General features: G+C 42.3%; 12 protein-coding genes. 8 read left to right on the forward strand and 4 right to left on the reverse strand.

The annotated features are described in order from the left end of the window. Positions 1–265 precede the first annotated feature (265 nt). On the reverse strand, positions 266–1,141 hold the full coding sequence (gene lgt / locus VE944_RS02645; RefSeq protein ID WP_324971870.1) for a prolipoprotein diacylglyceryl transferase: 876 nt from the start codon (positions 1,139–1,141) through the stop codon (positions 266–268). A gap of 400 nt (positions 1,142–1,541) precedes the next feature. Between lgt and coaD the strand changes: the two genes are divergently transcribed. From coaD to VE944_RS02665, 4 genes are all read left to right on the forward strand, one after another. Next, on the forward strand, positions 1,542–2,093 hold the full coding sequence (coaD, locus tag VE944_RS02650; RefSeq protein WP_324971873.1) for a pantetheine-phosphate adenylyltransferase: 552 nt from the start codon (positions 1,542–1,544) through the stop codon (positions 2,091–2,093). Continuing rightward, positions 2,003–2,671 carry a DivIVA domain-containing protein gene (locus VE944_RS02655; RefSeq protein WP_324971876.1) on the forward strand — a complete coding sequence of 223 codons (669 nt, stop codon included), beginning with the start codon at positions 2,003–2,005 and terminating at the stop codon, positions 2,669–2,671. The genes coaD and VE944_RS02655 overlap by 91 nt, the downstream gene beginning before the upstream one ends. 158 nt (positions 2,672–2,829) lie before the next feature. Further along, a complete protein-coding gene (locus tag VE944_RS02660; RefSeq protein WP_324971903.1) occupies positions 2,830–3,027 on the forward strand; it encodes a hypothetical protein in 198 nt (65 codons plus the stop codon). Then, positions 2,964–3,152 (forward strand): Ycf66 family protein, encoded by a 189-nt coding sequence (locus VE944_RS02665; RefSeq protein WP_324971878.1) that lies wholly within the window; start codon positions 2,964–2,966, stop codon positions 3,150–3,152. Before VE944_RS02660 ends, VE944_RS02665 begins: the two co-directional genes overlap by 64 nt. Before the next feature lie 518 nt (positions 3,153–3,670). Here the strand turns inward: VE944_RS02665 and VE944_RS02670 are convergent. From VE944_RS02670 to cysS, 3 genes are all read right to left on the reverse strand, one after another. Further along, positions 3,671–5,017: a TldD/PmbA family protein gene (locus VE944_RS02670; RefSeq protein ID WP_324971882.1), complete on the reverse strand. Its 1,347-nt coding sequence runs from the start codon at positions 5,015–5,017 to the stop codon at positions 3,671–3,673. An 89-nt stretch (positions 5,018–5,106) separates the two neighbouring features. After that, the gene (locus VE944_RS02675) at positions 5,107–6,546 is read right to left on the reverse strand and encodes a TldD/PmbA family protein (RefSeq protein WP_324971884.1); all 1,440 of its coding nucleotides are present in this window, start codon (positions 6,544–6,546) and stop codon (positions 5,107–5,109) included. Between the two features lie 124 nt (positions 6,547–6,670). Then, entirely contained in the window at positions 6,671–8,137 is a 1,467-nt protein-coding gene (gene cysS, locus VE944_RS02680) for a cysteine--tRNA ligase (RefSeq protein WP_324971888.1), read from the reverse strand. 246 nt (positions 8,138–8,383) lie between these two features. Here cysS and VE944_RS02685 point away from each other — a divergent pair, with 246 nt between their 5' ends. From VE944_RS02685 to VE944_RS02700, 4 genes are all read left to right on the forward strand, one after another. After that, the gene (locus VE944_RS02685; RefSeq protein WP_324971891.1) at positions 8,384–9,499 is read left to right on the forward strand and encodes a CobW family GTP-binding protein; all 1,116 of its coding nucleotides are present in this window, start codon (positions 8,384–8,386) and stop codon (positions 9,497–9,499) included. Between the two features lie 256 nt (positions 9,500–9,755). Next, positions 9,756–10,208 (forward strand): D-aminoacyl-tRNA deacylase, encoded by a 453-nt coding sequence (dtd, locus tag VE944_RS02690; RefSeq protein WP_324971894.1) that lies wholly within the window; start codon positions 9,756–9,758, stop codon positions 10,206–10,208. A 104-nt stretch (positions 10,209–10,312) separates the two neighbouring features. Then, positions 10,313–10,654: a photosystem II reaction center protein Psb28 gene (gene psb28, locus VE944_RS02695; protein ID WP_324971897.1), complete on the forward strand. Its 342-nt coding sequence runs from the start codon at positions 10,313–10,315 to the stop codon at positions 10,652–10,654. A gap of 97 nt (positions 10,655–10,751) precedes the next feature. Then, on the forward strand, positions 10,752–11,173 hold a 422-nt coding region (locus VE944_RS02700; protein WP_414690091.1), incomplete at its 3' end, for a MogA/MoaB family molybdenum cofactor biosynthesis protein.

The raw sequence follows: 11,173 nt of genomic DNA on the forward strand, positions 1-11,173 counted from the left end.
TACACAGATGGTTCTATGGCATATAGTGTTTTTTCATAACTCAGATTTTCACCTTTAAAAGAAGACACGGCAATCCCTCAAAAAACTTTTTTGATATTTTCTCAGTATCTTTCCGGATTCACCCTCTTTCCCTAGTAGAGAGTAATGGTAGATGCACCCTGGTTAAGCCCTAGAGAATACTCTGGGGCATTTTTTATTTTTTGGAAATTGGGAATTGGGCATTAATTATTCTTCTCCCCCTGCCTCCCCTGCCTCCCCTGCTCCCTCATCCCCTCATCTCCTCATCCCCCTTCGGAGTAGGAACTACATCGGGTAAAGGGCGTTTGAGTAAGTAAAGCCAAGCTAATCCAACTAATCCAAATAAAATTCCTAGACTACTGACTAGTTGTGCCATCCGTAACGGCCCTAGCATCAGGCTATCAGTGCGGAAACCTTCAATCCACAAGCGCCCTAAGCTGTAGGCTGGCCAGTAAACTAGAAACAGCGTGCCTACCTTCAAACGTGGCTTACCGGACAAAGACCGGAAAAACAACGTAATAAGCAATACAAACACCGCTAAATTCCACAGAGATTCATAGAGGAAGGTGGGATGGAAGTAATCGAAACTCGCATACTCTAGAGGACGATGATCTGGGGGAATATACAGCTTCCAGGGTAAATTTGTAGGATCGCCAAAAGCTTCAGAATTAAAGAAATTGCCCCAACGTCCGATCGCTTGCCCTAAAATCAGCGAAGGCGCTACTAAATCTGCCAGTTGCCAAAAAGAAACCTGCTTGATTTTGGCAAAGATTAACGCAGCCAAAACACCACCCAGAATTGCTCCATGAATGGCAATTCCTCCTTCCCAGATAGCAAATATTTTCCCTGGAGTTGGGGCATATTTTGACCACTCAAAAAAAACGTAATATAACCGTGCCCCAGGAATCGCCCCAATCAATAACCAAAAGAATAAATCGCCTAACAACTCAGGATTAACATTACGACGCTTTGCCAATTCCTGGGAAAGGATAACGCCAATTAACACTGCTGTGGCAATCAATAAGCCATACCAACGGATACTGAGTGGCCCTAATTTCACCAGAATCGGTCCTGGAGAAGTAAATTGAAACGCCAAGGGCAAGGTGGAAAAATCCAGTGCCATGAAAAATTACCTAGAATAGTTCGTTAACTACCCGCGCACTTTGCTAAGTACGGAGTTTTTTGGGTGTCGAATGCTGGAACTGTACTTAAATACTCCACAATTTCGTGGGGACAGAAATAGAAATCCAGTATCCATATTTAGGAGTTTATAGCGGTTTTGTTCAACCTCATCCCCAACCCCTCTCCGATGCTTTGAAGAGGGGAGTGTTTGCTTGACTCAAATGCAGGGTGAGGTTGAGGATTGCACTGCTATAGTTCCTAACGCCTAATTGAGCATAACTTGTACCAGCAAAACAATTGAATTTAGCATCATTACTCAGAGCGCAAGATGGTAAATTTGAGTAAGTTACACAAAAGAGCTTCGATATAATCACCTAAACAACTTTGATATATCTAAAATTGTGATTGCTATTTATCCTGGTAGCTTCGACCCCATCACCTTGGGACACCTTGACCTCATCGGGCGCAGTAGTCGGCTGTTTGAGCGGGTAATTGTCGCTGTACTGCGGAACCCTAATAAAATGCCACTTTTTAGTGTGGAGCAACGGCTAAATCAGATCAGTCTTTCTACACAACATCTACCTAACGTAGATGTAGACAGCTTTGATGGTCTTACCGTCAACTATGCTCAAATGCGACAAGCACAAGTTTTGATCCGGGGTTTACGGGCTGTGTCAGATTTTGAAGTGGAACTGCAAATGGCTCACACTAATAAAACTCTTTCTACTCAAATAGAAACAGTTTTTCTTGCAACCTCAAATGAGTATAGTTTTTTAAGTAGTAGTGTGGTAAAAGAGATTGCAAGGTTTGGTGGCTCTATCGATCATCTCGTTCCCCCACACATTGCCCTAGATATATACCAATGCTACAATCAGAACTCTCCAATGTTGAACCCAATCTCAACGGAAGCAATCCCCCCCCTCAAGAGTATCTCGGTGGAGAGGGAAGCATAGATATTCAGCAGGAACTCAACCGTCTAGAGGAAATGGTTCTCTCTAGTCTCAGGATTCCTTTGACAGGACGCACTCTGATAGATGAAGAAAAGCTGCTAGATCAGCTTGATTACATCCGGCTTGCTTTACCATCGCTTTTTCAAGAAGCAGCAGTTATCCTCAACCAAAAAGACGAAATTCTGCTGGAAGCGGAAGAGTATGGACAGCAGGTTGTTGAGGCCGCGCAAGCAAAAAGAGCGCAAATTTTAGCTGAAAGCGATATTATTCAACAGGCAAAACAAGAAGCTGAACAACTGCGGCGACAAGTGCAACAAGAGTGTGACGCAATAATGCAAGAAACTCTCTCTGAAATTGAGCGTAAACGGTATGCTTGTCAACAAGAGTTAGAGCAAATGAGGCAAACTGCGATCGCTCAGGCTCAAGAAATTGAAGATGGTGCTGATGCTTATGCTGATGGCATCCTGGAAAATATTGAGCAGGATCTCAAGCAGATGTTGCGAATTATCACCAACGGACGGCAACAATTGCAAATTGATAACCTCACTCAGCGCAATTCACCTCCAGGTAAGAAAAAATAGAGGTTCTAACGAGAGATGATAAAAAATTATCGGTTGGGTTTCGCTATTGCTTAACCCAACAATTTTTATCCGGTAAGACTTTTATTTATCCTTTAAGCTTAATCTACTTAGTAATAGGTTTAAAATTTTAGCTTTTAATTAAGCAGGATTTTTTATAAATGCTTACTTTCGCTCAAGTGAATTTTGGATTAAATCTAGCTGGGTTAATTGGAATTATTTATATACTTTTGGCAATTGTTTGCTTTATTTTAACAGTAGCTTGGCTAGCCCAACGTGGAACTAGGCTTAAAGGTTGGGCTTTAGCCCTTTACATTATTCAAGTGGTATTTACACCAATAATATATTTTGCGGAATAATTTTATTTTTTCAAGGTTGGCGTTTAGATCCAATTCTTCAATTTGAGCAATTTTTATTGCTACTATTAATTGTTTATTTTACTATCAAAGATATTGTAATTAATGCAGTTTACAGAAATAGGTGATTTTAGAATTGAGAGAATATGATGAATAAAATTGGTGTTTAAAACTCAAAAAAATGGGTAAGCTGTTGCGCCTTTAATTTGCACTAATATTTTTTCAAGATGATTGTGGGGTGGGCATCCTGCCCGCCCTGATAATGCAAGTTATACAGCACTTCCGGCGGCTATGAGGTACATCCTCAAAGCTGAAAGCTATGATAGGACAGGGGTAATGAGGAAAACTGTATTGCATAATAGCCGGAAGCGCTGTATACGTAACAGCTTAATGGGTACTGGAAAAAGGGCTATTTCATTCTTATCTAGCCCGCCTCAGAATGAATTCTGAGTCTAATAGCGAAAGTCATCTAAAGATGACTGAGAAAAGGTTATAGTCCGTTTTAACGGACTTTAGCTAAAAGCCAGTGAACTTTAGTTCTGGGCGGTTTATGTATAAAATGATATAGCCCTACTCTTTAGGGATTTTAAATGGTTGCTCTATTTCCGTTGTAGCGTAATAGCTTTTGATTCCTGTAAGCAAATGATTACAAAGTATATGTAAAATCATTTACCAGCATACCGGGAACTAAACTACCTCCCAGTTGACGACTTTCATAAGTACCTACTTCGGGAATGAATTCTTGAAAATTGGTCAAATCTACTAAGTTTTCTCCCCAAAAACGATAAAGACTTTCATCAAAACGTAAGTTTTCAATGGGGGCGATAATTTCTGCGTTTTCTACCCAAAAACAAGCATAACGGGTCATACCTGTGATTCTACCAGTGTGGCGATCGCTCCAATTCAAGTAATGCAAATTCGATACATATAATCCCGTATCTAAACTTGAAAGAATCTGCTCAAATACTAAATTTCCAGTAGTCACTTCTGGCGCTCGTAAAGTCTCTGAACCATTAGCACCGTTAGCAATTTTTTGATATTCCTTAGCAGTCCGAGAATTCACTAAAGTATTTACCAAATGTCCTTTTTCTATTACAGGTAACTCCGGTGCTGCTATTTCTCCTAATTCATTAAATCGCGGCACTAATCCCTGTTGAAAGTTTTCTTTCAAATTAAATCGTGAAGAAAGTTGTTTTTCTTGACGCGATAAAGCAGCTAAAGCACTGTTTCCTTGTTGGATATCAGCTTCGCTGACTGCTCCCCAAGAAAGCATTGCTAATAAATCTGCAACAGCAGCAGGTGCAAAATAAGTTTTGTATTGTCCCCGTGGCAATTCTTTAGCTGGGCGAGCAAGCAATTCAAGTTGCTTTTTGGCTTCGCTAATTTTGGCTATATATGCAGATATATCCCAGTTACTCCCTGCAAATGTCCCCTTAACTGCTTGTCCAGAGGTGGAAAATAGAGAATAATCTAAGGTAAAAGAATCAGTAGCAAACCAGTGTTTTTGCCCGTTGGAATCACCATAAGCTTTGACTACCAATCCCCCGGCATATATCCCTGTAAAATCTAATTCAGCAACTAGTTGTAGCACAGTTGGTACTACTGCCTCATCTGCCAATAAATTCCCGGAATGTATTTCCCGGCTAGTATTATTTCCTGATGGCAAAACTAGATAGGGATCGATGGGTAGTAGAATAAGTTCGTCACGTAGTTCCTGTAAAGCAGTATATGCTAACTGCCAATCTACATCCCAATTTCCAGTAAAGGGGAACTGCCGAATACTGCTGCGCTGGTCTGCCATCAAAGTGAGTTCGATCCAACCATCAGCAACACAACCAGTTTGTCGCACTTTCGCGTGATTGAAACGAGTAAATTGACTTCTTTCACTGCTTAGTTTCACAGTGAATTGTTCACTTTCAGATTTTTTAATCAGCAGAGTTTCAATCAGTTGATTAAAGCTGACTTCTAACGCAGATAATTCCTCAATTTTCATAGATATTAAATATTAATAGGGAGTGGGGAGCGGGGAGTGGGGAGTGGGGGCGCGGAGAATGAAAATGTCTCTGTGTCCCCGTGTCCTCTTCAAGTTCCTCCACCAAAAACTTCGACATTAGCAAATACACAAACAGGTGAACCATGTCCTACCCAAATAGCCTGATTTGGTTCTCCTTTACCACAATAAGGAGTACCATACATTTGCCAGTTGTCAACATTTCCTACTTGGATTAGGCTGTGCCAAAACTCTGGTGTTGTGGCGCGATAGTTGGGATTGCGGAGGGTTTTGGTGAGTTTACCGTTTTCAATTAATTTAGCGTACTCACAACCAAATTGGAATTTGTAGCGGCGATCGTCAATTGACCAAGATCGGTTAGATTCCATGTAAACGCCGTGTTCTATGCCGCCAATAATGTCTTCAAAGCTAGCGTTTAGAGGCTCTAAATTTAAGTTTGCCATGCGATCGATCGCAGGTCGATTCCATGAGGAAGCACGGGCACAGGCAACTCCTGCTACACCAGATCTTGCTTGACTCTCTAGACTGCCTAAACCTCTTTGCAGTACTCCTTCTTTAACTAAATATTCCTTTGTTGCTACAGCACCCGTATCATCAAACCCATAGCTGGCAAATTCACCAGGCACGGTAGGATCAAAGGTAATGTTCATCAGTGGCGAACCATATACTAGGTTGCCAAAATCACTTTTATTAACGAAGCTGCCCCCAGCATAGTTACGCTCATCTCCCAAAATTCGGTCAATTTCTAGGGGATGCCCGACACTTTCATGGATTTGCAGCATCATTTGGTCTGGGGCTAAAACTAAATTGGTACGGGTGGTTGGGCATTCCTCTGCTGTCAAGAGTTCTACTGCTTGTTCGCCAATTTGCCGCACCCGATGCCATAAGTTTTTTTGCTCTAAAAGTTCTAGTCCACCTTGATAACAATTTGCGTGAGAACCATTGTTACTGCGCTGTTGTACAACCGCACCATTTTGGGCGGTGGCTCCATAATGAGTGCCTATAGATAGAGTTTTTTGATAGACTTCTGAGCCGTTGCTGCTAATAAACCAAGACTCTCTCTCAATAGTGCTAGCACTGGCTATAGTTTGCACAATCTTGTCGTCAACTTTCAGCGTTTGGCAAATCCGAACCAGTAAATCGTTGATTTCTCCCGGACTCAAAGCATCCAATGGCTCAAGGTATGGAGATTTATATTCACCAACGACTTTAGGGCGCTCACTTTCGCGGAAGGGATGTATCCACCATTCACTGGCTGCTAGTGCCTGTTTATAGGCTGTTTCGGCAGCAGCTTTTAGGGAAGATGGTTCCATAGAGTTAGTTGCTGCATAACCCAGACAGCCATTTACCAAAACTTCCAGCATGGCTCCGACAGTGAAGGATTTGCCATTTACCTGGGGTAAGCCATCACGGACTAAACGGGTTGTAGAAGTCTCCTTTACGGCTCTAATACCAATCCAATCAGCAGGAATATCGAAACTAGCGATCGCTTTCTTGAGTTCAGACCACATAATTTAAGAAATTGGGGAGTGGGGAATAGGGAATGGAGAATGGGGAATGGAGAATGGGGAATGGAGAATGGGGAATTAATTTTCCCCCTACTCCCTACTCCCCACCCCCTACTCCCTAATCTCCCTAATTCCGATGCCAGCGCGTGCCATCACGGCTATCAATTAGCGTAATACCTTCTGCTTGGAGTTCGTCACGAATGCGATCGCTTTCGGCAAAATTCTTGGCTTTACGTGCTTCTTGCCTTTGCTGAATTTTCGCTTCAATTTCCGCATCGCTTAAACCATTACTCTTGTCAGCTTCCGCTTCTATCTCGACTTCTAAACCTAAAACTCCAGCCAATGTGAGGAGAGTTTGCCATTGACGCTTTAACTCATCAGGGGAAGTTTCGGTTTTCCCTTCATGCACAATAATATTACCTTCACGGCGCAGTTCTTTGGCTAATTCAAACAGCACTGTTAACCCACCAGGAAAATTAAAGTCGTTATTTACAATTTCTTGAAAGCGTTCAATAGTTTCAGGAAGTAGTGAACCAGTTCCTACTCCGCACTCCCCACTCCCCACTCCCCAACCTAGTTGTTTACCGTATTGGTAGCCAAAAAGTAAACCTTCCTTAATGGTGTGCCAACCGTTGGTTGCTGCGGCGATCGCTTCGTCGGTAAAATCTATGGGTGTGCGATATTGAGCCGTCAGCACGAACAACCGTACTGCCATCGGGTCAACTCCTCGATCTAGTAAGTCTCGAATAGTGGTAAAGTTGCCCAAAGATTTGGACATTTTTTCACCATCTACTTTTACCATGCCGTTATGCAACCAATAACGCGCTAGGGGTTTTCCTGTTACAGCCTCAGATTGGGCAATTTCGTTTTCGTGGTGGGGAAAAATTAAGTCAGCACCACCAGCATGAATATCTATGGTATCACCCAGGCGATCGCGCACCATTGCCGAGCATTCAATGTGCCACCCTGGACGACCTGCACCCCACGGTGACTCCCAAGCTGGTTCTCCTGGTTTTGCTGCCTTCCATAAAGCAAAATCAAAAGGGTCTTTCTTTTTCTGGTACTCTGGATCTTCTACATTGACGCGCTCGCTTTTCCCGGCTTGCATATCTTCTAACTTACGTCCCGAAAGCTTGCCATACTCAGCAAACTGTCGCACTGCATAATACACATCGCCATCAGCAGGGTAAGCAAAACCTTTATTTTCTAACTCATGAATTAACCGTTGAATGCCATTCATGGTATGGGTAGCACGGGGATATTCATCAGCTTCTTTGATTCCCAATCGCGCCATATCCTCAAAATATGCTTTGATAAAGCGATCGGCTACAACTTCCATTGATGAATGTTCAACACAGGCTCGATTGAGAATCTTGTCATCAATATCAGTAAAATTTTGAATATATCGCACTTCATAGCCGATAAACTGGAGGTATCGGCGGATTACATCCCAAACGATGCAAGCTCTAGCATGACCCAAATGGCAGTAGTCGTACACCGTCACGCCGCAGTAATACATCTTAACTTTGCCTGCTTCGACTGTTTCAAACGGTTCTTGACGACGGGTGAGGGTATTGTAAAGGGTTAGGGTCATAACAGAGTAATGCTGAAATAAGAAGATACGTAATAATAGGGTAAAGCAGATGGGATGACAGTCCAGCATCCCTATGCTAGTACGTGACGGCGGCAATCAGCATACTATTGGACAAAATCTCGAAAGCTCAGAAATCAAGGGTTTTTGGCTTTTGACTTTTTAATTTTAACTTCCGCCTTGCGGCGCTAGTGTTTTCTGGACTATCTGCGCTACATTACTATTTTTTGACTATTTGATAACAGCGCTATGCAATCAGCAGTTACACCCGAATCTTCGGCAATGGATACGCCCAAACAAGGAATGCCAGTAACAATTATTACGGGTTTCCTCGGTAGTGGCAAGACGACTTTACTTAATCATATCCTCAACAACCAACAGGGTTTGAAAACCGCCGTTCTCGTAAATGAATTTGGCGAAATTGGCATCGACAACGAGCTAATTGTTTCCACTGGTGAGAACATGGTGGAGCTAAATAATGGTTGTATTTGCTGCACCATTAATAATGATTTGGTAGATGCAGTTTACAAAGTTTTAGAACGGCAAGAAAATCTAGATTATCTAGTAGTGGAAACAACTGGATTGGCAGATCCGCTACCAGTAGCTTTAACATTTCTAGGTACAGAATTGCGAGATTTAACTCGCTTAGATTCGATTATTACCGTAGTAGACGCGGCAAATTACAGCCTAGATTTATTTAACTCTCAGGCAGCATACAGCCAGATTGCTTATGGTGATGTAATTGTACTGAACAAAACTGATTTGGTTGATGAAGCCACATTGAATGAGTTAGAAACAAAAATTAACGAAGTTAAGGAAGGAGCAAGAATTCTCCGCACGACGCGATCGCAAGTGCCACTTCCGTTAATTCTCAGTGTTGGTCTGTTTGAGTCTGATAAATATTTTGACACAGTGGTGGATCAACACGACCATCACGATCATGAACATCACGATCATCATGATGATCACGATCACTCAACATGCGGTCACGATCATCACGACCATGACCATGATCACCACGATCACCATCATTCTGACCATTTAGAAAATGATGGTTTTACTTCCATCTCTTTCCAAAGTGATAAGCCTTTTTCTATTAGGAAGTTTCAGTATTTCTTAGATAACCAGCTATCCTCAAATATCTTCCGAGCGAAGGGGATTATGTGGTTTGATGAAAGTCCGAAGCGTCATATTTTCCACCTTTGCGGTAAACGCTTTACCTTGGATGATGATGAATGGCAAGGCCAACTGAAAAATCAAATCGTGCTAATTGGTCAAAATTTGGATCGTGAGACTTTAATTAGTCAACTCGAAAACTGCATTTGTCTACCTTCAGCCTCTCGCGGTAAAGGATTTGGCAAATAATTACAGACGCGATTAATCGCGTCTGTATAAAAGTTTAATACATTCCCAGGTGAAACCTGGGAATGTATTCTCAATGGCTCTGCCATCGATTTGGAACAATGAAAATGAAATAATAGCGACGCCGAATAGCCCGTCGTAGACATCGCTTCCTCACTCCCCTGTGTTTACGCGCGAGTGTTTCGCCAATAATTACGTTAGCGTAGCGGTAGCGAGTCCGCGAGCGTCATTACGAATTACGAATTACGAATTAATTCAAATGCGCGTTGTTATCCAGCGAGTCAAATCATCTCAAGTTACAGTTAACGGTGAAATTGTCGGCAAAATCGGGCGGGGGCTAAATTTACTCGTAGGCATAGCCAATACTGATACTGATGCTGAAATCGACTGGATGGTGCGTAAGTGCTTGGAATTACGGCTGTTTCCTGACGAGGAAGGAGATGATCGCTGGCAAAAATCTGTACAAGAAATTGGCGGCGATTTGTTAGTAGTCAGTCAGTTTACCCTTTACGGTGACTGTCGCAAAGGCCGCCGTCCTTCTTTTGACCGTTCAGCCGCTCCCCAATCAGCAGCAGATTTGTATAATCGTTTTGTTACCAAGTTAAAAGCTAGCGGTTTGGAGGTGGAAACAGGTCAATTTGGTGCAATGATGCATGTTACAATTGAAAACGATGGCCCAGTAACTTTGTTACTTGAAAAAGAAGCAATTTAAGTATTTACACTAAAAAGAAGAATAACAGTAGCCTCTAGACCGTGGTGTTCTAATTGATGAGAGAATATTAAATTAACCATCACAAAAGTTTAAATTCAGTCATCATGGCGAAAATCCAGTTTTCTAGAGGTCTTGACGAAGAAGTAACTCCAGAGGTGCGCTTGACGCGATCGCGCACTGGTGACAGTGGCACAGCGACGTTTATTTTTACCAATCCAAAGATTTTAGATCAAGGTAGCACCGAAGATATTACCGGGATGTACCTCATTGACCAAGAAGGAGAGATAATTACCCGTGAAGTTAAGGCTAAATTTGTCAACGGTAAACCAGAAGCATTAGAAGCACTTTACGTGATGAAATCTCCCCAAGAATGGGATCGCTTTATGCGCTTCATGGAACGGTATGCTGAAGAAAACGATTTGGGACTGAGCAAAAATCAGGCATAGGGTATAGGGCATGGGGCATGGGGAAGTGTCATGTTCAATGAATGCGCCATAGACCATGCCCAATTATCCATTAGTCAAAATTCATGAGTGACATATAATGCCACAACCGCACCCAGACTCGCCTAGAATTACGGTAACTTGTGCTGTGGTTACTGTCAGCGATACACGCACTTTTGAAACAGACAAAAGTGGCCAGCTAATTCAACAGTTACTTCTTGGTGCTAACCATGATGTAGGAGCTTACACAATTATCAAAGATGAACCAACCCAAATTCAAGAGCAGATAGAAAATCTAGGTAAAAGCTCAAATTTGAATGCCGTAATTTTCAGTGGTGGTACAGGCATTGCACCAAGAGATACCACTTATGATGCCATTGAAAAGTTACTAGAGAAAACCTTACCGGGATTTGGTGAGTTATTTCGTTTTTTAAGCTATCAAGAAATTGGTTCGCGGGCGATCGCTTCTCGCGCTGTTGCTGGTGTTTATCAAAATAAATTAATTTTCTCGCTTCCTGGTTC

The organism is Nostoc sp., assembly GCF_035638895.1.
Taxonomy (GTDB): domain Bacteria; phylum Cyanobacteriota; class Cyanobacteriia; order Cyanobacteriales; family Nostocaceae; genus Nostoc.

What these genes read in the sequence shown, in the direction of transcription:
- VE944_RS02685 (WP_324971891.1), top strand. Translation starts at nt 8,384, where the DNA reads ATGCAATCAGCAGTTACACCCGAATCTTCGGCAATGGATACGCCCAAA.
- VE944_RS02655 (WP_324971876.1), top strand. Translation starts at nt 2,003, where the DNA reads ATGCTACAATCAGAACTCTCCAATGTTGAACCCAATCTCAACGGAAGC.
- dtd (WP_324971894.1), top strand. Translation starts at nt 9,756, where the DNA reads ATGCGCGTTGTTATCCAGCGAGTCAAATCATCTCAAGTTACAGTTAAC.
- psb28 (WP_324971897.1), top strand. Translation starts at nt 10,313, where the DNA reads ATGGCGAAAATCCAGTTTTCTAGAGGTCTTGACGAAGAAGTAACTCCA.
- VE944_RS02660 (WP_324971903.1), top strand. Translation starts at nt 2,830, where the DNA reads ATGCTTACTTTCGCTCAAGTGAATTTTGGATTAAATCTAGCTGGGTTA.
- VE944_RS02675 (WP_324971884.1), bottom strand. Translation starts at nt 6,546, where the DNA reads ATGTGGTCTGAACTCAAGAAAGCGATCGCTAGTTTCGATATTCCTGCT.
- VE944_RS02670 (WP_324971882.1), bottom strand. Translation starts at nt 5,017, where the DNA reads ATGAAAATTGAGGAATTATCTGCGTTAGAAGTCAGCTTTAATCAACTG.
- cysS (WP_324971888.1), bottom strand. Translation starts at nt 8,137, where the DNA reads ATGACCCTAACCCTTTACAATACCCTCACCCGTCGTCAAGAACCGTTT.
- lgt (WP_324971870.1), bottom strand. Translation starts at nt 1,141, where the DNA reads ATGGCACTGGATTTTTCCACCTTGCCCTTGGCGTTTCAATTTACTTCT.